This window comes from Faunimonas sp. B44 (assembly GCF_052655945.1).
The window spans coordinates 516234-539340 of the sequence record NZ_JBQYEX010000004.1 but is presented as its reverse complement, the minus strand read 5'-3'; the positions used below and the strand labels follow the sequence as shown (position 1 = coordinate 539340).

General features: G+C 68.0%; 18 protein-coding genes and 1 tRNA gene. 5 read left to right on the top strand and 14 right to left on the bottom strand.

The genetic code is table 11. The features are described from left to right. Positions 1 to 5: 5 nt before the first annotated feature. The 4 genes from ACUN0C_RS11550 to ACUN0C_RS11535 are packed head-to-tail and all read right to left on the bottom strand — an operon-like array spanning position 6 to position 5186. Positions 6 to 263: a hypothetical protein gene (locus ACUN0C_RS11550; RefSeq protein ID WP_445466503.1), complete on the bottom strand. Its 258-nt coding sequence runs from the start codon at positions 261 to 263 to the stop codon at positions 6 to 8. Then, positions 263 to 1171, bottom strand: coding sequence for a hypothetical protein (locus ACUN0C_RS11545; protein WP_445466502.1), 909 nt, complete (start codon positions 1169 to 1171; stop codon positions 263 to 265). The genes ACUN0C_RS11550 and ACUN0C_RS11545 overlap by 1 nt, the downstream gene beginning before the upstream one ends. After that, positions 1168 to 2133, bottom strand: coding sequence for a PGN_0703 family putative restriction endonuclease (locus tag ACUN0C_RS11540; protein WP_445466501.1), 966 nt, complete (start codon positions 2131 to 2133; stop codon positions 1168 to 1170). The genes ACUN0C_RS11545 and ACUN0C_RS11540 overlap by 4 nt, the downstream gene beginning before the upstream one ends. Then, a complete protein-coding gene (locus ACUN0C_RS11535) occupies positions 2130 to 5186 on the bottom strand; it encodes a BPTD_3080 family restriction endonuclease (protein WP_445466500.1) in 3057 nt (1018 codons plus the stop codon). Before ACUN0C_RS11535 ends, ACUN0C_RS11540 begins: the two co-directional genes overlap by 4 nt. A 301-nt stretch (positions 5187 to 5487) precedes the next feature. On the opposite strand from ACUN0C_RS11535, the gene ACUN0C_RS11530 reads away from it, so the two are divergent. Continuing rightward, positions 5488 to 5563, top strand: a tRNA-Val gene (locus ACUN0C_RS11530). A 65-nt stretch (positions 5564 to 5628) separates the two neighbouring features. On the opposite strand, the gene ACUN0C_RS11525 is transcribed toward ACUN0C_RS11530, so the two are convergent. Continuing rightward, complete coding sequence (locus ACUN0C_RS11525; RefSeq protein WP_445466499.1) at positions 5629 to 5934, bottom strand: hypothetical protein; 306 nt, start codon at positions 5932 to 5934, stop codon at positions 5629 to 5631. 394 nt (positions 5935 to 6328) lie between these two features. Between ACUN0C_RS11525 and ACUN0C_RS11520 the strand changes: the two genes are divergently transcribed. Then, entirely contained in the window at positions 6329 to 7450 is a 1122-nt protein-coding gene (locus ACUN0C_RS11520) for a hypothetical protein (RefSeq protein WP_445466498.1), read from the top strand. A gap of 472 nt (positions 7451 to 7922) precedes the next feature. Here the strand turns inward: ACUN0C_RS11520 and ACUN0C_RS11515 are convergent, their stop codons facing one another. The 7 genes from ACUN0C_RS11515 to cysD form a co-directional block, all read right to left on the bottom strand. Next, positions 7923 to 8300 (bottom strand): sensory rhodopsin transducer, encoded by a 378-nt coding sequence (locus ACUN0C_RS11515; protein ID WP_445466497.1) that lies wholly within the window; start codon positions 8298 to 8300, stop codon positions 7923 to 7925. A gap of 138 nt (positions 8301 to 8438) precedes the next feature. Continuing rightward, positions 8439 to 8657, bottom strand: a complete 219-nt coding sequence (locus tag ACUN0C_RS11510) for a hypothetical protein (protein WP_445466496.1) — start codon at positions 8655 to 8657, stop codon at positions 8439 to 8441. Positions 8658 to 8677: 20 nt separating this feature from the next. Continuing rightward, complete coding sequence (locus ACUN0C_RS11505) at positions 8678 to 9391, bottom strand: hypothetical protein (RefSeq protein WP_445466495.1); 714 nt, start codon at positions 9389 to 9391, stop codon at positions 8678 to 8680. Between the two features lie 66 nt (positions 9392 to 9457). Continuing rightward, positions 9458 to 10936: a protein adenylyltransferase SelO gene (locus ACUN0C_RS11500; RefSeq protein WP_445466494.1), complete on the bottom strand. Its 1479-nt coding sequence runs from the start codon at positions 10934 to 10936 to the stop codon at positions 9458 to 9460. A 46-nt stretch (positions 10937 to 10982) separates the two neighbouring features. Continuing rightward, the gene (locus tag ACUN0C_RS11495) at positions 10983 to 12347 is read right to left on the bottom strand and encodes a UDP-glucose dehydrogenase family protein (RefSeq protein WP_445466493.1); all 1365 of its coding nucleotides are present in this window, start codon (positions 12345 to 12347) and stop codon (positions 10983 to 10985) included. A 317-nt stretch (positions 12348 to 12664) separates the two neighbouring features. Next, positions 12665 to 14557 carry a sulfate adenylyltransferase subunit CysN gene (gene cysN / locus ACUN0C_RS11490; RefSeq protein WP_445466492.1) on the bottom strand — a complete coding sequence of 631 codons (1893 nt, stop codon included), beginning with the start codon at positions 14555 to 14557 and terminating at the stop codon, positions 12665 to 12667. Continuing rightward, a complete protein-coding gene (gene cysD, locus ACUN0C_RS11485; protein WP_445466491.1) occupies positions 14557 to 15459 on the bottom strand; it encodes a sulfate adenylyltransferase subunit CysD in 903 nt (300 codons plus the stop codon). Before cysD ends, cysN begins: the two co-directional genes overlap by 1 nt. Positions 15460 to 16084: 625 nt before the next feature. On the opposite strand from cysD, the gene ACUN0C_RS11480 reads away from it, so the two are divergent. Both ACUN0C_RS11480 and ACUN0C_RS11475 read left to right on the top strand, forming a co-directional pair. After that, entirely contained in the window at positions 16085 to 18883 is a 2799-nt protein-coding gene (locus ACUN0C_RS11480; RefSeq protein WP_445466490.1) for a glycosyltransferase, read from the top strand. Then, positions 18880 to 19716, top strand: coding sequence for a Stf0 family sulfotransferase (locus tag ACUN0C_RS11475; protein WP_445466489.1), 837 nt, complete (start codon positions 18880 to 18882; stop codon positions 19714 to 19716). Before ACUN0C_RS11480 ends, ACUN0C_RS11475 begins: the two co-directional genes overlap by 4 nt. Before the next feature lie 16 nt (positions 19717 to 19732). Here the strand turns inward: ACUN0C_RS11475 and ACUN0C_RS11470 are convergent, their stop codons facing one another. Together ACUN0C_RS11470 and ACUN0C_RS11465 are read right to left on the bottom strand one after the other, a co-directional pair. Then, complete coding sequence (locus ACUN0C_RS11470; protein ID WP_445466488.1) at positions 19733 to 20386, bottom strand: ABC transporter ATP-binding protein; 654 nt, start codon at positions 20384 to 20386, stop codon at positions 19733 to 19735. Positions 20387 to 20460: 74 nt separating this feature from the next. Further along, positions 20461 to 21585: a hypothetical protein gene (locus tag ACUN0C_RS11465; RefSeq protein ID WP_445466487.1), complete on the bottom strand. Its 1125-nt coding sequence runs from the start codon at positions 21583 to 21585 to the stop codon at positions 20461 to 20463. Positions 21586 to 21898: 313 nt separating this feature from the next. Here ACUN0C_RS11465 and ACUN0C_RS11460 point away from each other — a divergent pair, with 313 nt between their 5' ends. Then, a complete protein-coding gene (locus tag ACUN0C_RS11460) occupies positions 21899 to 23056 on the top strand; it encodes a polysaccharide biosynthesis/export family protein (protein WP_445466486.1) in 1158 nt (385 codons plus the stop codon). The last annotated feature ends 51 nt before the right edge of the window (positions 23057 to 23107 follow it).

Below are 23107 nucleotides of genomic sequence, written 5' to 3'. Positions count from 1 at the left end.
TGAATTCACCTCCCAAGGAGGCCTCGTGCAAGCCAGCGAAAACCACCCCTGGGCGGCGCGTCGACCACGAGGTCGGACCAGTCGGAGACGTCCTTGCCGCGCCAGACGAGCTGCGGGTCGAGATCCTCGTTGCGCCGCTCGTAGGCGACGCGGACCGGCCGGCGGTCGTCCTCGGCGAGCACACTCTCCAGCTCCGCCGGCGGGATGTTCGCCCGCTTCTGCGGGTAGGTGATCGCCTCGACGGGGGTTTTCTTGTCGGCCATCATTGCGATCCGATCCGTTCGGCGAGCCGCCGCCGGTAGGTGTGGACGGTCAGGTGGAGCCAGTCGATGGCGGCCGGCCAGTTCGCGCGGTCGCTCATGTCGGCCTTGCGCTCCTGCCCGAGGAGGGCGTCGCCGGAGGCGCCGAACGGCGCCTGGAGCGCGCGCTCGAGCTCGGCCGCGTGGGGCGCAAGCCTTGCGAACGTCTCTTCGCCGTCGGCGCCCCGATGCCCGCGCACGAACACGCCGACGCCGCCCTTGCCGACCCATGCGGAGACGACGACATCGCCGAGCGGCATCCACATGGAGCTGGCAGCGCTCGGCCGGATGCCCAGTTCGAGGTCCTCGGGATGCGCGGCGGCGTATGCGTCCCAGAAGGCGCGTCGGAAAGCGGCGATCTCGCTCGGCTCGGCCGCCGACCGTGCGGCATGGACCTGCCGGTCCCAGCCGTTCGGCTTCTCCACCACCTCGAAGACCGGCGCGTAGGGGCTGTCGCCGATGCGCACGACGCGGAGCTTCACGGCGAAGAAGGCGAAGCCGTCGGCGGTGTGCCGGTTCAGCCAGCGGATGGCGGAGAGGTGCGGCTCGCGGAAGCTCGGCGCGATCCAGACGACGGTGTGCGCCTCCAGCCCGGCGAGATAGGTCATGATCTGGCCGAGATGGGTGTGGTCGGTCGGCTCCAGCTGGTTCTCGACGAGGACGATCGTGTCGTCCTGCGGGTTGCGGGCGAGGATGTCGGCGGCGAACGCCTCGACCCGCACCTCCTGGCCGGTGAGTTCGAGCGGGATGCCGATCGCTGCGGCCAGATGATCGATGTTCGCCGCAAGCCAGGGCGTGAACGCATGGGCCTCATGCCGCCACGCCTCGCGCGGCGGCATGTCCTGGAGCCGGCCGAAGGCGATGTCGCTCACTCAGCGGCTCCGGCCATAAAGTCGTAGCGCTTCCAGAGGTAGTGCACCCACGCCTGCGTGTGTTCGTCCAACTCGGGTTCGGAGAGAAGGCGGGCGAAAACAGCCTCGGTGGTCCGAGAAATGAACTCGTCGGGCTCCTGAAGCACATGTCGGAAGACGGCGAAGGCGTCCGTCCCGAATCTCGCGAGAGCCGGCGCCGTCACACGATGGAGCGCGAGATTTCCGGCCGGCGAGATGTGCAGGACGCGGACCCGGGTCGCACCGTCCTCTTGCGCCCTCTGCATGCGCCAGGCCAGCATCTGCTGGCGCAGGAGCTGATAGAACGGCTCGTAGAAGAAGTCCTCGAGCTTCAGGCCAAGGTCGTTTCGGATTGGACCGTTCGGAGCGAACGCTTTGTCCGTATAGCGTGCAATTCGTGTCGGATTGCCTGCGTCTCCAGTTGGCTTGCGGCTGTAATGTTCTGTATACTTCCACTCAATAAGAATAGTTTCTGGATCACCACTCTTGTTCTCAAATCGGACGACCGCGTCTGCGCTCGTGGCGTTCTGGCCGCGATTAACAACGCCGTTACGCCATTCGCTAAGATGGTCCTGTCGGCCAGTCCACTCAAACCCAACATATGAGGGGTTGCCGTCGGGCGCGGTCTCAACGGGAAGCATATTGGGCGGCGGCATATCAAGCGCACGACCAATTATCTTTGCCAAAAGTACCGGTCGCGATGCAAGCGGCATCAGGAAGTTCAGGCATGCCACCTGCGACGAGAGCGCGTGATTGGCATGGGTGTGCCAAGTGACATTGTGCAGACGGAAATAATCCACCGCTTGCGCCCGGATGAGCGGCGCGAGATTCGCGGACGCTCGCTCTCGCTGCAATTGAAGGCCCGAGGGCAGGACGTCGGCTGGAGCAAACTCATTCTCCCAAGCTTCCTTGAGGCGTCGCCTCTCTCTCTTCTCGAACATCATGCTGCTCTCCCCCCCACATGTTTCATGATCAGCTCGTCGAGCTCCTCGGCCATCCGGTACGGGTCGCGGAGCTCGCCGAAGTCCCAGCGGCCGAAGCGGCCGAGCCGGTTGACGGCCGGGACCCAGCGGTCGCGGATCGCGGCGACCTTCAGCGGCACGTCGTGGCCGCGGAAGCCCTTCACCTCCAGCACGAGGGTGAGCGGCGTGTCGCCGCCATCGTCGACCCGGACGAGGAAATCCGGCCGGTAGCGGCGCGGCTCGCCCTTTGCGAGGTAGGGCACCTCGAAGCCGAGATTGTGGTTCTTGGCGTAGGCGAGGACGCGCGGATGGTCCTCGATCGCCTGCGCGCACTGCGCCTCCCAGCCGGAATCGAGCACGATCCAGTTGACGTGGCTCTTGTCGGGATCGGGCGAATAGAGGTCGGCGCTGGTGACGTTGAAGGCGACGTCCATGGTCGAGCCGGTGGGGGCGTAGGGGTCGAGGATGGCGCGGATCGCGCCCGCGCCGCCGGCGCCGACATTGATGGAGGCGGCGATCTGCTCCGTCACCTCGTCGGCGAACTGCTTGTAGGTGATCTGCGCCGGCACGGTGCCGCCCTTGCAGACGAGGAGGCCGGCATCGAGCCATTGCTTCACGAGCCGCTGGCACTGCGGGAAGAGGTGGAGCTTCGGCGCCTCGTCGGCGTCGCGCAGCTTTTCGGTGAGGAGGTGCGTGGCGAGGCGGAAGACGATCTCCGACGGCCGCATCGCCTTCAGGTGCTCGAGGGTGAGCTTCTCCGGCATGCCGACGATGCCCTGCATCGTCACCTCCGTAGAGCCGACCTTGTCGGGATCGAGCACGTAGGGCTCGAGCCGCGAGAAGTCCGCCGTGAGCCGCTCGCCCGGCAGCTCGAGGCGGAAGCCGGCGACGCGCGGGAACTCGATCTCCAGATGGTCGCGCTCGGGGCTGACTGCGCGGATCGTGACGATCTCGCGCGGCGGCTTCACCGGGGCGGCGATCGCCTGGGCGGAGAAATTGAGGTCGTCGATGCCCATGATGTCGGCATATTCGACGCCGAAGAGGCCGGTCGCGGGGTCCGTCTCGTAGGACAGGCGCCGGAGCGCGCGGCCGATCACCTGCTCGCAGATGAGCTTGGTGGAGAAGGCGCGCAGGCCGAGGATGTGGGTGACGGTGTTGGCGTCCCAGCCCTCCGTCAGCATGGAGACGGAGACGACACAGCGCACCTCGGCGCCGAGCCGGCCCGCCTTGCCGACCGTGTTCAGCACCTCGCGCAGGATCTCCTCGTCTGAGAGCTTCTGCGCCTCGCCGGCGCCGTCGCGCTGCGCCTTCTCCTTTCGGAAGGCCTCGATCTCGGCCTCGTAGGCGTCGCGGAACTTCGCATCGATCGCCTCGCCGGAATCGATGCGCTGGCTGTCGATGAGGAGCGTGCGCGGCCGCGACAGGCGCTCGCCGCCGTCGGTGTAGTTGCGGAAGAGCTCCAGCCGGCCCTGGTGGAAATGGATTTCGCCGTCCTTCGTCTCGCGCTCGAAGCCGGCGATGTAATCGGCGACGAGGGCGGAGTTCACCGTGTCGTTGCAGACCACGATGAAGACGGGCGGCACGCCGATGCCCTTCGCCCTCCAGGCGTTGTAGGTCTTCTCGTAATGGCCGTAGAGCGCTTCGAGCGCGGTCTGCAGCTCGATCGGCAGGCTGAGCGGATCGGGCTTTCCCGAACCGCGCCCCTTCTTCGGCATCTTGTCGCGGATCGTCGGCCAGAGATTGCGGTAGAGCGGCGTGCGGCCGGAGGCGAGATTGTCGGCGACGGGGACGCGCGGCAGCTTCACGATCCCGCATTCGATCGCGTCCATGAGCGAGAAGTCGCTGACCACCCAGGGAAAGAGCGTGCCCTCCGGCCAGCCGGAGCCGGCGAGGAAGAAGGGCGTCGCCGACAGGTCGTAGACCGCGGCGACGCCGAGGCTCCGCTTCACCGCCTCGATGCCGGAGATCCAGAGCCGCGCGGCCTCCTCGTTCTCCTTCGCCTCGGCCTTCTCCTCCCTGGAGAGCGCGACCGCCTCCTCCTGCGGCCGCTCCCGGTAGCAGTGATGCGCCTCGTCGTTGATGACCATGATCGGGCCGAGGCCCATGAGGTCGGCCATCACGCGCTGGAGCATCTGACCTTCGGTCTCGAGCGTCGCGATGTCCGCGCCGTGCCCCTTCAGCGCCTCGCGCGTGCCGCGCGCGAGCGGCATCCGCTCGCGGAGCTGGAAGGCGTGGTAGTTGGTGATGACGACCTTGGCGGCGCCGAGTTCTGGCATCAGCTCGGTCGGCACGAGGTCGAGCCGGCGGTAGTAATTGTCCGGGTCGCTCGGCAGGAGCACGCGGAGCCGGTCGCGGATGGTGATGCCGGGGGCGATCAGCAGAAAGCCGCGCGAGAAGAGCTTCGAGTTCCGCATCCGCGCCGCATTGAGCGCCTGCCAGGCGATCAGCATCGCCATCACGGTGGTCTTGCCGGCGCCGGTGGCGAGCTTCAGGGCGATGCGGAAGAGCTCGGGCGCCCCCGGCGCGGTCGCGCTCGCATTGGCGTCCTTCAGCCAGTCGAGGAAGCGCCGCCCGCGGCGCCCCGCCTTCGGCGCGACCTCGGCCAGCCAGATCGCGGTCTCGACCGCCTCGATCTGGCAGAAGAAGGGGCGGATCGGGCGCGTGGGATCGTTCTGGAGCGCGCGCCAGTGCCTGAGGAGCGTCGCGGTGACCGGCGTCACCTGCCACTGCTCGGGATTGGGCAGGTTCCGCCAGGTCTCGATCTCCTGGCGGAGCTCGTTGATGATCGGGGTCGGGTTGTATTCCTGCGCGTCGGTGGAGAGCCCGTGGCCGGTGTCGTAGACCATCTCGCGCTGCTCGAAGCGCGTCCGCCTGCGCGGCGCCGGTATGGCGGAGACGAGCTCCGCCTTGCGGCGGGAGGGCAGGATCCGGTCGGTCGGGCGGCCCTGCAGGTCGAGCTCCCAGTGCCGGGAGGGCTCCGCGTAAGGCGAATTCAGGATCGGCTGCTCGAAGAACTTCTGTGTCGCGGGTGTCATCCGAGATCAGGCGCCCGATTCAACCGGTGGTCTGGAGAGCGTAGCGGATTCACCTCTCCATGCAATATGACGGGCCGGCTCTGTGCACTGCTCCCCAACTGAGGCGGCAGCGTCGCGGCCGGGCACAATCCTGGCACGGTGAGCTTCGTCTTCCTGGAACGAAGGTCTTGCGGAAGCGCGTAAGAGGCCAAACCTGGCCGACGTGTCAGCCGCTGCGTGGCGTCCAAGAAGAAGGAGGATTTTGAGGAGCTTAGGGGACTTCCGCTCGGGCGCTGCCCCAGTTTCCGGCGCCCCAGTTTCCGGGCGCGTAGCTCAGCGGGAGAGCACTACGTCGACATCGTTGGGGCTCATAGGTTCAATCCGGGTCGCGCCCACCATTTTTCCCTGCGGTTCTCTTGGTTTCTTCCCTCGGTTCCCTTCGCTTGCAGCGCAGGCTGCGCCGTCAGAGCGGCACCACCAGGTCAGGGTCCCAGGGGTCGTCGTCCTCGCCATCGACGGGCTTGTCCTCCGCCACGCGCGCGAACTCCGCCTCGGCCCAGAGGTCCTCGACCTCATGATCCGCAATGATGCGGTCATCGGTCCGGATCCACGCCAGCACGAGTTCCCCGGCACGGTTCCGGCTCGGACGGTGGAGGGCAGCGAGGAGGGCCGAACTCAGCGTGGCGAACTGCCGCGCTTCGTTCCAGGCGCCTGCAGGCGGGGGCCTGCTGGTGACGATGAGCTTTGCCGGCCTCGAGAAATCCAGCATGGGCAAGTCCTCACGGCTTCACGATCAGCCAACCCGGCGCGGATTTGTTTTGTTCCCCGGCCCCTGGTCGACGCTCCCCCGGGGAAGCGGGCCCGCCTTCCTCGCGATCCCGTGCGGGCGAACCCGGCGGAAGGGATGCCCGGGTGAGGAGGCGCGCTCGAGCAAAGCGCGGCGTTCCGAGGTGAGCGCCTGCAGCCGGCGGAAGCGGCGAGGGGCGATCGGCGCGACCGGACGTGCGCCGCATCGCGGCGAGGCCGGCTGCATGGACCGGTCCAAGTCTTCCCCGCCACTTCACCGCCGCCGCATTGCGGTCACAGAAATGGATGAACAGACCGGGCAGCTTAAGGCTCGACTCGTCAGAACAATCCGAGCCGCGAAGCGGAGGCAAGATCTGATGCTCGCAGTACAACCGAAGGAAAGCGTGCCGAGGCCCCACGTCCTGCCGCCGGAGTTCGAGGACGATCTGCTCACCGATCTGGTTCGTGTCGTCGGCGCAGACGCTGCCGGGCAGGCCGGCCAGGCCGGGGCGAGCGCGATTGCCTTTGCCGATTCAGCTCCGGTGCTGCCGGAACTCGAAGATCAACTGGCACGCGAGGTCGAGAAGGCGCTCCGACCGCCAAGGCAGCGGCAGCTTGCAGGCGTGCTTCGAGGCGGCAACCTCGCCGCGCAAGCCCGTCGCGTGGCGGGGCGGGTCTCCGGGCGAGGGCAGGCCTGCATCGCCGTCGCGCGGCGCTCGGTCGGCGCGAGACCGAGAGCCCGACTGGCGGTTGCCGGAGCGGCTTTCCTGGTCGCGGTCGCGGCCGCGGTCGGGTCGGTGGCGCTCCTCGACTATCCGCGCAGCACGGGCGCCGCCTCCGGGCCGCAGGCTCCCTCGGCGAACGCGACGGTGGAGCGCGCGACGGTGGAGAGCGCGAGGGTGGCGAGCGCATCCCCGTCTTCGCCCGTGCCGGACCGTGACTTGCCCGGTTCGGCGCCTCAGGCCGATTCATCTCCCCGCGCGGCGACCGCAGTGGAGAAGACCGTTGCTGCAGCGCCGGCTGCTCCGGCAACGAACGAGGCCGTCGCGGAACGGACCGTTCCGACCTACGTCGTGAGGCCGGACGGCAGCATGCGCCCGACGCCCGCCGGGCTCTCGGCGCCTAGTGCGTCCGGCGAGCATCCGGACGCACGCACGGCGCTGCTCGACGACGCGGCCGTGTCCGAGCCGAGGCCGGTGCGCACCGTCGACGTGCATGTGCCCGAGGGCGAGGCCCAAATCGGGCTGGCGGGCGGGGCGGCCCCGGCGATGCCGACGGCCACAGTCGGGACGGCGGGGACGAACGCCGCAGCCGATGCCGGCGAGGCGGTCGCCCCGGCCGACGCGCCGGTGACGACCGGCTCGACCGCCCTGCAACCCCTGCCGCGGCCCGCCCCGGCGGCGATCCGGCCGAGCGTTCATGCCGAGCGCGCCTCCGGGCCGCGGCTCCCCGTGGCGCGGCCCGAGCCGAGAGACGCTGCGATGACGGCGATGCGCTGAGGCGGGGCCAGTCCCCGCCGTTCATCACGGCACGCGTCCGCCTTCATTCGGGCCCTCGATGCGGGACGTCCGGCCCGTTCGACGTCCGTGCGCCGAACGCCTCCGATCGGCCGGGCATCGCGGCTGCCGCGGCGATCGCGAGCATCGGCGGCAGCAGGTCCTGGAACATCCCCGCTTGTTGAACCGTTCGCCGGCAGCGGAAATGTTCGAGAGGCAGCAATGAACAGCATCATCTACCTGGTCGGTCTCGTCGTGGTGGTCGTGGCGGTCCTGGCGTTCTTCGGCCTTGCCTGAGGCTCGGGCGGCCAAACGGCGCCTGCAGGATTTTCTCTGCGCGGCTCCGCCAGCTGCCGCTCTAGCGGAACCTCGTCGGCGGGACGTGACCTTGCCCGGCGGCTCATAGCGATCGGGCACGCTGCCGAGGGGACCGTGCGCCTGCGCTCTCGCACCCGTCCTCGATCTTCGGCAGCGGTCACTCCGCCGGGAAAGCGAGCGTCGACAGGAGCGCAAGCTCTGCCTTTCGGGAATCGAGGCGGCTGTGCTGGACGACGACCGGCACGTCCGATTGGATGATCGAGGAATATGCCGTGCCGCGGGGGATGGGCTCAGGATCCTTCAGATCGTTGAAGCGGACGTGCCTGGTCCGCTTGGCGGGAACGGCGATCCGATAGGGCCCGACGGGGTCGCGATCCTCGAAGAACAGCGTGATCGAGACGTTCGCGTCGCGATCCGACGCGTTGAGGATGCATGCGGTCTCGTGCGAAGCGAGCGCCGGGTCCGCGCTGGTGCTCTCGGCGGGGATGTAGCCCTCCGGGATGGCCCAGGTCCTGCGCCCGACCTCCTGCCGCATGGCTTTTCCTCCGCCGCCGTCCGGCCCCCAGGCCAGCCAGCATCGAACGCCTCCGGCATGCGGGAGGTTCCTGTTCGCCGCGGCACGGACGGGCTGACGGTCGGCTGTCGGCGACGGGGTGCTTTGGCCGGGCCACCGTCACGCCATCTCCCGCCCGGCGAAGCGGCCGTCGCGGAGGAGGTGGATGTCGTCGAATCGGTCGAAGATCTTCTCGTCACGAGTGACGGCGATCACGGCTGCGTCCCGATCGCCGGCGAGGACGATGCGCGGCCGGTTGGCGAGCGCGCGGGCGATCGCCACACGCTGGGCCCTCGCCGCCGGAGAGCTTCGCCGGAAGACGTGCCCAGCAGCCGTCACCAAGGTGCTGCCGACGGTGTTCAGGCCGAGATCAAGGCGGCGAGCCGTTCTATCGTGCTCCATTGGCCGCTCCGTTGCAGATACCCCGGATGGTACGTGCGGAACGCCATTGCGGGCAAGAGCGAGTGAGACAGGCGCGCGAGTTGCTTCTCAGTGTACTCCGACACGGCAGAATAGCCGATCCCGTCGAAAGTCGCGTTCAGATAGTAGTCGTAGCGAGGGCCGGTAAAGAAGATGACAGCTGACGGGTGAAGCTCGGCGAGCTCGGCCAGGATCGTCTCCTTTTGCCAAGCCGCGACCGCGTCGACCTCCGCATAGGAGAGATTGTCCCACATGCTGGCCTTCGAAGTGCCGGCCCCTGAACAATCGACCTTGACCAGGTTCAGCCAGACGATCCTTCTGTATTCGCCGTCCTCGAGCCGATCGGCCAATTGGCGGTGGGCTCGCCAGAAGGGAGAACTGCGCACCCGCGGATAGGCTTCTTCTGCGAAATCGAACCCTTCGTAGAAGGAGGCCAGCTCGTCGACGATACCGTCGGTCGCCTTGGCCTCGAGCAGGCTCGAGTGCCATTCATTGGTTTCCTGACCGTAGATTGCCAAGCGGTGCCGCGACGACCACCAGACGCCCGGAACATCGACCACGAAAGGACAGCTGAGCTTCGCCGCCAGTTCAGGCGTCAGCGCGCTCGACGTGGCGAGCAGTCTTTCGATCGAAGCTCGTGCCAGTATGGTCATTGCCTGAGGCTCAGAGCAGCGTGCGACGGAGACCGATCCTAGATGGCCATTCCCCATGTGCAAGGGTCAGGTTCCGCAGAAGGTCCTGAGCACGCGTTCCTCCGGCTTCGGCGGGTCGGCATAGTGCGCGAAGGCCGGCTGGTCCCGGTAGGGGTCCGCGAGCACGGCGAGGAGCTCCTCGAAGGGTGCGAAGTCTTCACGGTCGACCGCCGCGCGGATCACGGCCTCGACGCGGTGGTTGCGCGGGATGAAGGCCGGGTTCGCGGCGCGCATCGCGCGGGCGCGCTCCGCCCCGTCCAAAGGCTCGCGGGCAAGGCGCCGGCGCCAGCCTTCGGCCCAAGCGTCGTAGGCGGCCGGCTCGGCGAAGAGGCGGCGGACGCCGTCATCGCCCTCCGGCCCTGCCGCCGCGTCGCAGAGCCTGCGGAACGTGAGCGTGAAGTCGGCGCGGTTCTCCGCCATCACGCGAAGAAGATCCCGCCCGAGCGCGAGATCGCCGTCCTCCGCCGTCGCCAGTCCGAGCTTTGCCCGCAGGCCCGCCAGATAGGCCTCCTCGAAGCGCGGCGCGAAGGCCGCGACCGCCGCTTCGGCTTCGGCGACCGCCTCCGCCTCGCTCCCGGACAGGAGCGGCAGGAGGGTCTCGGCGAAACGCGCCAGGTTCCATTGCGCGATGCGCGGCTGGTTGCCGTAGGCATAGCGGCCGTGCCGGTCGATGGCGCTGAAGACGGTCGCCGGATCGTACTCGTCCATGAAGGCGCAGGGGCCGTAATCGATGGTCTCGCCGGCGATCGACACGTTGTCCGTGTTCATGACGCCGTGGATGAAGCCGACATTGAGCCAGCGCGCGACGAGCGCGGCCTGCGCGGCAACGACCCGTTCGAGCAGCGCGCAATAGGGGCGGGCACTTTCCGCCGCCTCCGGATAGTGCCGGTGGATGGCGTGGTCGGCGAGGAGCCGCAACGCCTCCACGTCGCCCTGCGCGGCGAAGAACTGGAACGTGCCGACACGGATATGGCTCGACGCGACACGGGCGAGGACCGCGCCCGGCAGCGCCTCTTCCCGGTATACGCGCTCGCCCGTCGTCACCGCGGCGAGCGCCCGGGTCGTGGGGATCCCGAGCGCCGCCATAGCCTCGCTGAGGACGTATTCCCGCAGCACCGGGCCGAGCGCGGCGCGTCCGTCCCCGCGCCGCGAGAACGGCGTCGGTCCGGAGCCCTTCAGCTGGACGTCGCGGCGGGTGCCGGTCCGGTCGACGACCTCGCCGACGAGAATGGCGCGGCCGTCGCCGAGCTGCGGCACGAAATTGCCGAACTGGTGGCCCGCATAGGCGGCGGCTAGCGGCTCCGCGCCGGCCGGGACGTGGTTGCCGGCGAGGAACCCGACGCCGTCGGGCCCGGCGAGCCAGTCGGGGTCGAGGCCGAGCCCGGCCGCGAGCGCGCGGTTCAGCCGGACGAGCTTCGGCGCGGCGACGGGCGTCGGGCCGAGCCGGGCGAAGAAGCGTTCCGGCAGGCGGGCATAGCTGTTGTCGAAGGGAAGCGGGACGGTCATGCCGGGTGTTCCTCTTCCTCGTCCTCTTCCTCTTCCTTCGACGACCTCAGCCGAATCCGGCGCGCGGCGCCGCCGCGGGATCCGGCACGGCGGCGACGCCGCCGGGGCGGCCGAGGCCGACACCGAAATGGCGGAACCCGCAGGCCTCCACCTCGGCGGACTTGTAGATGTTCCTGAGGTCGAAGAAGGCGGTGCCCTGCATCAGGCGCCGGAGGCGCGTGATGTCGAGCGCCCGGTAGGCATCCCATTCGGTGATGATGACGAGCGCGTCCGACCCTTCCGCGGCATGGTAGGGGCCGTCGCACCATTCGACGCCGCCGATCAGCTTAGCCGCCTCTTCCATGCCCTCCGGATCGTGCGCGCGGATGCGCGCGCCGGCGGCCGCGAGCGCCGGCAGGATGGCGAGCGAGGGGGCATCGCGCATGTCGTCGGTGTTCGGCTTGAAGGTGACGCCGAGCACCGCGATCGCCTTGCCCGCGACCGATCCGCCCAGTTCCTCGACGATGCGTTCGGCCATCGCCTTCTTGCGTGCCTCGTTCACCGCCACGACGGTCTCCACGATCCGGGTCGGGGCGCCGGCGGCGCGGGCGGTATGGACGAGCGCGAGCGTGTCCTTCGGGAAGCAGGAGCCGCCGTAGCCCGGGCCGGCGTGGAGGAACTTCGGCCCGATGCGCCGGTCGAGCCCGATCCCGCGGGCCACTTCCTGGACGTTCGCGCCGACCGCCTCGCAGAGATCGGCAATCTCGTTGATGAAGGTGATCTTGGTGGCGAGAAACGCGTTGGCGGCGTACTTGATGAGCTCGGCAGTCTCGAGCCCGGTGAAGAGGATCGGCGTCTCGTTCAGCGACAGCGGCCGGTAGAGCTTCCGCATCACGTCCCGGGCGCGGTCGCTCTCCGCGCCGACGACGACGCGATCCGGCCGCTTGAAGTCGCCGATCGCCGATCCTTCGCGCAGGAACTCCGGATTGGACGCGACGTCGATCGTCGCATCCGGCCGCGCGGCCCTGATTCGGCGCAGCACCTCCCGGTTCGTCCCGATAGGCACGGTCGACTTGCAGACCACAATGCAGGGGTCGGAAAGCGTGCGCGCGATCTCTTCGGCCGCCCCATAGACGTAGGTGAGGTCGGCGAAACCGTCGCCGCGGCGGGCCGGCGTCCCGACCGCGATGAACACGGCCTCGCTGCGCGGCATCGCCGCGGCGAGACTGGTGGTGAAGGAGAGCCGGCCCTCCTCGCGGTTGCGGGCGACGAGCTCGTCCAGCCCCGGCTCGTAGATGGGGATCTCGCCGCGCTCGAGCCCCTTCACCCGGTCCTCGTTGGTGTCGACGATGACGACCTCGTGGCCGAAATCGGAGAAGCAGGCGCCGGAAACGAGCCCGACATATCCCGCCCCGATCATCGTGATTCTCATCGTGACTGCCCTGCTTGCGAGTGCCGGCTCGAGGCGCGAGCCGAAGGGGGAAAGGTGCGGCCCGGGCCGGCGTCACCGGGCATGGCGCGCGACTGCGGCCTGCCGGGTCCGGTGCGGCATGCCGCATCCGCACCTCGGCGGCGCACCCCGCCGGGAGCCCGGGAGGCCAGGTCCTCCGATGCGGGCGGAATGCGCGTCATCCGGTCGCGGCTCCATGCCGGCACCCGAACCGCCCGGGCCGATGCCGGCTCGAGCCACGATATGGCGCAGGTCCGCGGACTTTCCAATGGGCGAGGAGAGGGGGGTGTCGCGGGCGCTCAGATGCCCGCGAGCCGGCCTTCCGCCTCGAGAAAGGCGACGATCCGGTCGGCCAGGGCCTCCGGCGTCTCGTCGACGGTGCTGAGGTGCACCTCCGGGGCCTCCGGCGCCTCGTAAGGCGAATCGATGCCGGTGAAATTCTTGATCTCCCCGGCGTCGGCGCGCGCATAGAGGCCCTTCGGATCGCGCTCGCGGCAGATCTCGATCGGCGTGTCGACGAAGATCTCGATGAACTCGCCCTCCGGCAGCAGCCGCCGCGCCATGTCGCGCTCCGATTGGAACGGCGAGATGAACGAGACGAGGACGATGAGGCCGGCATCGGCCATCAGCCGGGCGATCTCGGCGACGCGGCGGATGTTCTCCACCCGGTCGGCATCGGTGAAGCCGAGATCGCGGTTGATGCCGTGGCGGATGTTGTCGCCGTCCAGCATGTAGGTGTGGCGGCCGCGGGCGTAGAGCTTGCGGTCGACGATGTTGGCGACCGTCGACTTGCCGGAGCCGGACAACCCGGTGAACCAGAGGACCGTCGGCTTCTGGTGCTTGAGCCGGCCGCGGGCGGCCTTGTCGACTTCCAGCGCCTGCCAGTGGATGTTCGACGCGCGGCGCAGCGAGTGCGCGATCATCCCGGCCGCCACCGTCGCATTGGTGAAGCGGTCGATCAGGATGAAGGCGCCCGTCTCGCGGTTCTCCGCGTAGGGGTCGATGGCGATCGGCTCGCCGAGCGCGAGGTTCGCGAATCCGACCTCGTTCATCTCGAGCACCTTCGCGGCGTTCTGCTCGAGCGAGTTCACGTCCAGCCGGTGCTTGAGGTCGGTGACCTGGGCCGCGACCACCTTCCCGCCGTTCTTCAGGAGGTACTGGCGGCCGGGGAGCAGATGCTGCTCGTCCATCCAGATGAGATGCGCGGCGAACTGGTCTGTGACCTCCGGCCGGGCGTCCTTGGCGACGAGCACGTCGCCGCGGCTGACGTCCACCTCGTCGGCGAGCGTCAGCATGATCGACTGGCCGGCGACGGCGTGATCCCGCTCCTCCGCCCCGATCATGATGCGGGCGATGCGGCTCTCCCGGCCGGACCTGGCGACGACCACCGGATCCCCGACCGAGGCCCGCCCGCTGCCGACAAGGCCGGAAAAGCCGCGGAACGTGCGGTCGGGCCGGCAGACCCACTGGACGGGCATCCTGAACGGTTCGGAATCGGCGCGCGCCCCGATCTCCACCGTCTCGAGGTGCTCGAGCAGGACCGGGCCGCGGTACCAGGGCGTGTTGGCGCTCCTGAGCGTCACGTTGTCGCCGCCCCGCGCGGACATCGGGATCGCCGTGATCCGGCGGAATTCCAGCTGGCGTGCGAACGCCTCGAAATCGGCCACGATGTCGTCAAACGTGGCCTCGTCGAACCCGACGAGGTCCATCTTGTTCACGGCCAGGACGACTTCGCGGATGCCGAGCAGGGACACGATCAGAGCGTGCCGGCGGGTCTGGGTGAGCAGGCCCTTCGTGGCGTCGACGAGGAGGATGGCGAGGTCGGCTGTCGAAGCGCCCGTCGCCATGTTGCGGGTGTACTGTTCGTGCCCGGGCGTGTCGGCCACGATGAACCGCCGCCGCGGCGTGGCGAAGAAGCGGTACGCCACGTCGATGGTGATGCCCTGCTCGCGCTCGGCCTCCAGGCCGTCGACGAGGAGGGCGAAATCGATGTCGTCGCCGGCGGTGCCGTGCTTGAGCGAATCGCGCTCGAGCTCTGCGACCTGATCCTCCATGAGGAGCTGCGAGTCGTAGAGGAGCCGCCCGATGAGGGTGGACTTGCCGTCGTCGACGCTGCCGCAGGTCAGGAAGCGGAGGGTGTCGGCGGAGGCTGCCGCGGCGACGGCCTCCAGAGAGAAGGTGCCGATATTCATCAGAAGTAGCCCTCGCGCTTCTTCTTTTCCATGGATGCCGAGGACTCCCGGTCAATCAGGCGTCCGCCGCGCTCGGAAGTCCGCGCCGCGATCATTTCGGCGACGATCGCCTCGAGGGTCGTCGCGTTCGACTCGATGGCGCCGGTCAGCGGGTAGCATCCGAGCGTCCTGAAGCGGACCATGCGCATCCGCGGCTCTTCGCCCGGATTGAGCCGCATGCGCTCGTCGTCGACCATGATGAGCTGGTCGGACCGTTCCACGACCGGGCGCTCTGCGGCGAAGTAGAGCGGCACGATGGGGATGTTCTCGCGCAGGATGTAGGCCCAGATGTCGAGCTCGGTCCAGTTGGAGAGCGGGAACACGCGCATGGACTCGCCGTCATGCACGCGCGTGTTGTAGAGGTGCCAGAGTTCCGGCCGCTGGTTCTTCGGGTCCCAGGCGTGGCTGGCGCTCCGGAAGGACAGGATGCGCTCCTTGGCGCGGCTCTTCTCCTCGTCGCGCCGGGCGCCACCGAAGGCGGCGTCGAAGCCGTGCGTCTCGAGCGCCTGCTTAAGCCCCTCGGTCTTCATCACGCGGGTGTAGTTCGCGCCATGGTCGAACGGGTTGAGGCCGGCGGCGATGCCATCCGGGTTCGAGTGCACGATCAGGCGCATGCCGGCCTCGGCCGCCATCCTGTCGCGGAACCGGATCATCTCCCGGAACTTCCAGGTCGTGTCGATGTGCATCAGCGGGAAGGGCGGCGGCGCCGGATGGAAGGCCTTCATGGCCAGGTGCAGCATCACCGAGGAATCCTTGCCGATCGAATAGAGCATGACCGGATTGCGGCACTCGGCCGCCACATCACGAATGATGTGGATGCTCTCCGCCTCGAGGCGCTGCAGATGGGAAAGGCGATCAGACATTGACGCACCGCAACATGAATGGGCGTAGGTCCTTACCGGAACCGGCAGTGTAGCTCAAGCGGGCCGTTTCCGGATACCGGCAGATATGCGGCGGTTCGCGCGCGGTCGCCATGCGGTTCGCACCGGATCGAAAGCGCATTACCGGAGGCCACGCGTCCGTTGCTCTCAGGATGTGGAGAAATCTTGACCAAGCCCGAACTTCGTCGCCGGCGGAGGGATCCGGCCCGCGCGCCGGCGCATTCGCATTCCTTCAATTCTTGCGGCGCGTGTTGTACGGTGAGGCGGTTGCGGCGAGCCGATCAGGCGCACGCAATCGCGGCGGGGGCCCGGGGGATGCGGATGGACTCAGGCATCTGGGTCGGCCATGCGTGACGGGACGGGTTCGGGAGATCGGCGACTGCGGCCCGCTTCGTCATTGACTTCACTGGCACGGGCGGGCAGACGAAGGCGCCGCGCCGGCCGGCTCCGTGCGGGTTCGGAGCCGATCGGATCGGACGTTGACGACGCCCTGTCGGCGGGTCGGGCCGCCGGACGGTGCCCTGGAGCGGTCGGGGCATTCCCTCTGCCATCTGCCGGACGTGCGCCTTTCAAGGCCGGTTGAGAGTCCTCAAGGAGACGGGATCAGTTGGTCCGGACCCACGACGACATCGGGAATGCCTTCAAGCCGGCAGGTCGGGACAGCGCCGATCCGGATGCGGGGGAGCGAGGGGCGCCGGCCAGCGGCGGGATTTCGGCGGCGAGCCTCAATCTCGCGGCCCGCAGCACGGTCAAGCAGCTGAAGCGCCTCGGGCCGCGGACCATGATGGCGCAGCCGGTCGTGCAGCAGATGCTGCTCTCGCTGCTGGTGCTCATGCTGCCGATGCTCGAGCGGCGGCCGTTCCGGCGGCCCTGGGTCCAGGTGCAGCGGTTCTGGCTGCGCAGAACGCCCCTGTTCGACCCGGCTTTCTATCGTCACCAGTATCGGGACATCGCCCAGTCGGGCATGTCGCCGCTCCTGCACTTCATCCGTTACGGGCACAAGGAAGGCCGCTCGCCGCATCTCGTGTTCAACACGCAGCATTACCGCAATCAGATTGCGAGCCCGCGGGAGCGGGAACTCAATCCGCTCATCCACTACCTGCTCGCCGGCGGCCGTCAGCGGTTCAGCCCCAGCCCCTGGTTCGAGCCGGAAGTCTATCTGGAGCACAATCACGACGTCCGGCGCGCGGGCGTCGACCCGTTCCTGCATTTCTGCCGCTACGGGATGCGCGAGAACCGGAAGGCCAGCCGATGGTTCGATCCGCGCACCTATCTCGAGCAGCTTCCCGCAGTCGCCGGCAGCGGCATCTCCGCGCTCGAGCACTTCCTGCGCGTCCATGGCGGCGACGGGTCGGACGTGGACAGGCTCGACGCGCTCTGGGACCCTCCCGCCATCCCGGGCGGCATCGAGACCGATTACGGGGCCCTCCTGGCGGGGCTCGCGCCGCGCGACCATGCCGCGGACGCGATCCTGGTGGACGTCGTCGTGCCGGTGCATCGGGGCTTCCAGGAGACGCTCTCGACCATCTACCACGTCCTCGCCTCAGAGAACGCGACTCCGTTCCGGCTGACGGTGATCGACGACGCGTCCCCGGAGCAGGGGCTTTCCGAGGCGCTGCAGGGCCTTGCCGGAGAGGGGCTCTTCGATCTCCTGCGCAACGAGGCGAGCGAAGGCTTCTGCGCAAGCATCAACAGGGGCTTCTCGGTCAGCGCCGACCGCGACGTCGTGATCCTGAACGCGGACACCGAAGTCTACGGCGACTGGCTGGACCGGCTGCGGCGGGCGGCCTATTCGGATGCGCGTGTCGCGACCGCGACGCCGATGACGAACAACGGCACGATCGCCAGCTACCCGCGCTTCTGCAGCGACAATTCGGTTCCGCTCGAGCTTTCCTACCCCGCGCTCGACCGCATCTTTGCCGAGGCCAACAGCGGCGAGACGGTCGTGGTCCCGACGGCGGTCGGGTTCTGCACCTATATCCGCCGCGACGCGCTCGACCAGATCGGGCTCTTCGACGCCGAGACCTTCGGCCGCGGCTATGGCGAGGAGAACGACTTCTGCCTGCGGGCGCAGGCGAAGGGCTGGCACGACGTGATCGCCTGCGACGTCTTCGTCCGCCATATCGGCGGCACGTCGTTCCGGGGCGAGCGGCAGGCGAGGGTCGAGCGCGCTCTGAAGATTCTCGACCGGCGCTATCCGCACTACCGTCCGGCGGTGCACGAGTTCATCGGGCGCGATCCGCTGCGGCCCGTGCGGACGCGCGTGGATCATGCGCGGCTCCTTCGGCTGTGCGGCGACAACAACGCGATCCTCGTCACGCACACGCGCGGCGGCGGAACCGAGCAGAACGTCCAGAACCACGCGAGGGCGCTCGCCCGAGCGGGCAAGTCCGTCTTCCACCTCCGCGCTGCGCCGGGGTCGCGCACGGAGGTCAGGCTCTACCATTCCGAGGCGCAGAACTTCCCGAATGCCGGGCCCTTCTTCCTCGGCGACCGGACCGGAGCGTTCTCGCACATGCTGCGCGAGCTGCGGATCGGAGAGGCCCACGTCCATCATCTGATGGACTTCACGGCGGACGCTGCGGACCGCTTCAGCGAACTGTTCGTTGCCCTCGGCATTCCCTACACGTTCATGGCCCACGATTACGCCGCCATCTGTCCCCGCATCAACCTCGTCGGCGGCGACCAGGTCTATTGCGGCGAGCCGGGCCTCAAGGGGTGCAATGCCTGCCTCAGGCGGAACGGCAGCGAGCACGCCGTCAGGAGCATCGGCGCCTGGCGCGGGTCGCATCGCCGATTCCTCGAGAACGCGGCCGAGATCACCGTGCCGAACGAGGACGTGCGCGAGCGGCTCCTCAGGTATTTTCCGGACCTTTCGATCGCGGTGCAGCCGCATGACGATGTCCGTCCCGCGCCGGTGCGGCGTTCGGCGGCCTCAAACCGCCCGATGCGGATCGGCGTCATCGGCGCGATCAGCCGGATCAAGGGGTACGATGCGATCCGGCACGCCGCCGCCTATGCGCGCCAGCGCCGGCTGCCCCTGCAGTTCGTCGTCGTGGGCTACACGATGAACGACAGGCAGATGCAGAAGCTCGGCGTGGAAGTGACCGGCATGTACCACAACAAGGCGGTGCACGACCTCATCGAGCAGACGGATATCGACCTCATCTGGCTGCCCTCGCTCTGGCCGGAAACCTATTCGTACACGCTCTCCATCGCGCTCTCGACCGGCCTGCCGGTCGCCGCCTTTGACATCGGTGCGATTGCGCGCCGGCTGCGCAAGGCGGGAACGGGCATCATCCTGCCCCTTTCGAAATGGGACGACCCTGCCTTCGTCTGCAGCCAATTCCTGTCCGTGCGCGAGGATGCCCAAAAGGTGAAGCCGTCTGCAGAGGCCCTCAGTTGATCCTGCGGTCTGCGTTTCTCGCCGGCGAGTCCCCCAAGACGTTCTTCAGGGATATCGCCCAGTCGCTGCACGAGAAGGAGATCAAGAAGCATTTCGGATCGCGGACGGAGTTCCGGCGCGGAGACCCGGTCGTCGAGGCGCCGGTGTGCTTCATGCTCTTCACCAACCGCTCCGGCTCGAACTACGTGGCGGAGCTGCTCAAGGCCACCAAGGCGTTCTCGGGTTTCGGCGAATCGACCAATTCCGATGCCGTCATCAACAACTCGGTCCGGTTCGGGGCGAAGTCGCTCGCGGAATACTATCACACCCTCGTGCAGACCTACGGCACGGCTGCGCCCGTCTTCGGGCTCAAGGTCAACGTCCAGCAGACCGTGTTCCTGCTGAGGGCGGGCATCATCCCGAACGCCTTTCCCGACGCCAGATGGATATGGATCCAGCGATCCGACATCCTGTCCCAGGCGATCTCGCTCTACTTTGCGCAGAGCACCCTGCAATGGACGAGCGAGCAGGAGGGCAACGGCGCTGACGTCGCCTACGATTTCGAGGAGATCGCCAGCCGGATGCGCGGCATCAGCAGGAACAACGCCAATCTCGGCCGCCTCGTCGGCGCGCTCGGGCTGGATCCGGCGACGGTGATATACGAAATGGTGCTGAAGCGGCCGCATTGGGCGGTGCGCACCATCGTCGAGCATTTCGGCATGGAGTACACGGCGCCGCGCCTGCGCAGCATCCCGATCAGCAAGCAGGCCGATCCGCGGAAGGAGGCGTTCCGGGCCCGCTTCATCGCCGAAGCGCGCGCCGCGCTCGGGTGGACGCCCGCCCCTCCGGGCTGAGTGACCGCGCCGTCCGTCAGCCCTGATTTTCCTGGTGGGCGTCGAACGCTTCCTCGAGCGTGTCGTAGAAGGTCAGCTTTCCGGCATGCACGACGCCGCCGACATCGCAGAACTGCTTCAGCAGGTCGTTGTTGTGCGAGACCATGATGAGGGAGGAGCGCTGCCGCCGCTCGGCGAACACTTCGGCGCAGCGTTCGCGGAAGCGCTTGTCGCCGACCGCGATGACCTCGTCGATCAGGTAGTAGTCGAAGTCGAAGGCCATGCTGAGGCCGAAGGCGAGGCGCGCGCGCATGCCCTGCGAGTAGGACTTGATGGGGAGGTGGAAATACTCGCCGAGCTCGGCGAAATCGGCCACGAAATCGAGCGTCTCGCGATAGTCGCGGCCGTAGATGCGGCAGGCGAAGCGCAAATTCTCCGCCCCGGTCATCAGCGGGGCGAAACCGCCCGCGAAGCCGAGCGGAAAGGAGACGCGCGCGTCGCGGATGATCTCGCCCGAATCGGGCGCTTCCGAACCGGCGATGAGGCGGATGAGCGTCGACTTCCCCGCGCCGTTGTGGCCGAGGATCCCGATGTTGCGGAGCGGCGGAAAGGTGGTCGAGAAGCGGTCGAAGATCACCCGGCGCCCGCCCCGGACGGGGTAGGTCTTCACGACGTCTCGAAGGGTGATCATGGCTCTGCGGCTGTCGCTCGTGCCTCAGGGGGCCGGCGCGCAGGAGGCGTTTGCGGGCGTGCCGGCCAGACGGCTCATATGGTGTGCTCGCGCACCGCCGCAACCGTCAGCAGCCCGATCGCCCATAGCCCGGCCGCGGCGATGAACACGAGGAACGTGTTCAGGAGCCGCTCCGGATAGAGCGCGACCTCCGGGACCCGCGGCTCCACGAAGACGCCGAAATAGCGCTGCTGCTTCCGCCCCTCGGTGATGGCAGCCTCGAGCGCCCCAAGCGCGCTGGTATAGGCCTTCTGCGCGAACTCCTCTTCAAGCAGGATCTCGGTATAGTCGCCGTAGACGCTGCTCAGCGTGCGCTGCGCATCGACGGGCACCCCCTGCTCGTTGCTGAAGCCCGGCCCGCCGCTTCCCAGCCGCGCGCGCTGGTCCGAGATTTGGCGGTTCATAGCCGCGATCTGCCGGTCCAGCACCCTGACGGACGGAGAGTTCGGATCGACCGACTGCATCAGCGCGTCCCGCCGCGCCCGGTATTCGGCGAGCTGCGTCTCGAGCTCGCCAATCAGCTTCAGCTGGCCCTGCGCGATCAGCGAGGGATCGATGGTCTGCTCCTTCTCCCGGAAAGCCTGCATCCGCTGCCTGGCCTCGCGCAGCCGCGCCTCGGTGCGGTCGACTTCGGCGCGCGCCACCCGTATCAACTCCTGGCGCGCCTTGGTCGACAGCATGTTGATGAGGCGCTCGCTGGCGGTCAGGACGGCCTGCCCGACCTTGGCCGCGTCCTCTGCCGTGAAGGCCCGGACCTCGAAGGTCACGATCCCCGTCGTCGAGTTGAAGCCGACGTCGATGCGATCCTGCCAATAGTCCACGAAGACGTTCATGGGCTCTTCGGCGTTCGCGCGGACGAACCAGTCGGCAGCATCCGAAGCGAAGATCTTGCGGACGTCCAGCCCCTGATCGCGCTGGATGTCCTCGAGGATCTCGGCGCTCTGGATGTAATCCACGACGATGTAGGAATCGGAATGGACGATGGAGCTGGAGCCGAGGAACTGGGTGAAGCCGAGCATGTCCACGCCGGTCTCCACGCCGCGCACGGCGAACTGGGTCCGCACGCCGTACTGATCGGCGGCCATGAACATGTAGTAGACCCCGACGAGCAGCGTCGGCAGCAGCACCAACAGGAGCCACGACGCCTTGACCAGCTGCATGGAGGAGCGCGACCGGCGGACGATCGCGGATGAGAACGCGCTCCTGCTCGCAACTGCCCCCGAACCCTTCGCCAGCGGTGTCACCGTTGCGGGCTGTGTCACTGTCCGCTCGGAGCGGTTGACCATTCTCAATCACCGAAGGCGGATGACGCTCGGCACACTCTTAACCTGCCGCCGCGGCGAATAAAACTGTGCCGCGGGGGCCACACCGCCGCAGGATCGACGCCGGACGGCCATGTCCGCTTGCCAGCGGTGCGGCGACTCCCTTACTCAGCCAACCTGGATTTTGCGCGGCGCGAGGGCAAAGAAGCGAATGCGGCAGGGATTCGTAGCCGGTGTAGCGTTCGTGGTCCTGGCTGCGCTCGGTGGATGTTCTTCGGTTCCGAGCGAGGGACCGCTGGCCAGCACGATCGAAAGCGCTGCGGCCTCCGACCCGAAGTTCGCCTATACCGTCGTCGACATCAATTCCGAGGTCGCGAACATCCTCGCCTGGTACGGCACGTCGGTGTTCGAGGAGCGGTTCGGGGCGGCGTCCGGCTCGGTGCGGGAGGAGATCGGGATCGGCGACATCCTCGCCATCACGATCTTCGAGGCTGGCCCCGACGGCCTGTTCTCGACGGTGGAGAGAAAGCAGACGCCGCTGCAGGTGACGGTCGATTCGAACGGCCGCGTCGCTGTTCCGTACGTAGGAAGCATCACCGTCGCGGGCCGGACCACCGCGGAGGTGCGCGAGACCATCAACACGGCACTGGCGGCGCGTGCGCTGGAGCCGGACTCCACCGTCCAAATCATGACCAACAATTCGCGGGTGGTCTATGTGAACGGCGCGGTGACCCGGGCCGGAATGGTTCCGCTCGCGACCTCCGGCAACCGCGTGCTCGACGCAATCGCGCTCGCCGGCGGTCCTGCCAACCCCGCCTACGAATCCTTCGTGTCGCTCTCCCGCGGCAACGTGGAAGCACGCGTCCTGATGCAGACGCTGGTGGACCGGCCGAGCGAGAACGTGTTCGTGCGGCCGGGCGACCGCATCTTCGTCATCAACGATCCCCAGACCTTCACCGCGCTCGGTGCGGTCAAGGTCGGCGGGCAGGTCAAGTTCGCCGAGGAGCGGATCAGCCTGATCGAGGCGATCGGGCTGACGAGCGGCCTCGCCGACGAGCGGGCCGATGCCACCGGCCTGTTCGTGTTCCGCTACGAGGACCGGGCGCTGCTCGAGCAGGTCGTGCAGGCGCCGACCGCGATCGTCAGCAAGGACCCGGCGGCGAAGTGGTCGACCGAACAGGTGCCGGTGGTCTACCGGCTCAACCTGAAGGATCCGAAGTCCTACATCGTGGCGCAGACCTTCCCGGTGCGCGACAAGGACGTCGTCTACGTCGCGAACGCCTTCGGCACCGAGTTCCAGAAGTTCATGACGATCATCGGGGCGGCCCGGCCGGTGGTGCTGGCGGCTAAGGACATCAGGAACTTCTGACCAGGCTGCCAAGGGCCATTCAGACGGCGCGGCGCTCCGCCGCCGCTCGCG

Coding starts and splice junctions, on each gene's coding strand:
- ACUN0C_RS11550 (WP_445466503.1), bottom strand. CDS start 263: ATGGCCGACAAGAAAACCCCCGTCGAGGCGATCACCTACCCGCAGAAG.
- ACUN0C_RS11540 (WP_445466501.1), bottom strand. CDS start 2,133: ATGATGTTCGAGAAGAGAGAGAGGCGACGCCTCAAGGAAGCTTGGGAG.
- ACUN0C_RS11535 (WP_445466500.1), bottom strand. CDS start 5,186: ATGACACCCGCGACACAGAAGTTCTTCGAGCAGCCGATCCTGAATTCG.
- ACUN0C_RS11525 (WP_445466499.1), bottom strand. CDS start 5,934: ATGCTGGATTTCTCGAGGCCGGCAAAGCTCATCGTCACCAGCAGGCCC.
- ACUN0C_RS11520 (WP_445466498.1), top strand. CDS start 6,329: ATGCTCGCAGTACAACCGAAGGAAAGCGTGCCGAGGCCCCACGTCCTG.
- ACUN0C_RS11515 (WP_445466497.1), bottom strand. CDS start 8,300: ATGCGGCAGGAGGTCGGGCGCAGGACCTGGGCCATCCCGGAGGGCTAC.
- ACUN0C_RS11505 (WP_445466495.1), bottom strand. CDS start 9,391: ATGACCATACTGGCACGAGCTTCGATCGAAAGACTGCTCGCCACGTCG.
- ACUN0C_RS11500 (WP_445466494.1), bottom strand. CDS start 10,936: ATGACCGTCCCGCTTCCCTTCGACAACAGCTATGCCCGCCTGCCGGAA.
- ACUN0C_RS11495 (WP_445466493.1), bottom strand. CDS start 12,347: ATGAGAATCACGATGATCGGGGCGGGATATGTCGGGCTCGTTTCCGGC.
- cysN (WP_445466492.1), bottom strand. CDS start 14,557: ATGAATATCGGCACCTTCTCTCTGGAGGCCGTCGCCGCGGCAGCCTCC.
- cysD (WP_445466491.1), bottom strand. CDS start 15,459: ATGTCTGATCGCCTTTCCCATCTGCAGCGCCTCGAGGCGGAGAGCATC.
- ACUN0C_RS11470 (WP_445466488.1), bottom strand. CDS start 20,386: ATGATCACCCTTCGAGACGTCGTGAAGACCTACCCCGTCCGGGGCGGG.
- ACUN0C_RS11465 (WP_445466487.1), bottom strand. CDS start 21,585: ATGCAGCTGGTCAAGGCGTCGTGGCTCCTGTTGGTGCTGCTGCCGACG.
- ACUN0C_RS11460 (WP_445466486.1), top strand. CDS start 21,899: ATGCGGCAGGGATTCGTAGCCGGTGTAGCGTTCGTGGTCCTGGCTGCG.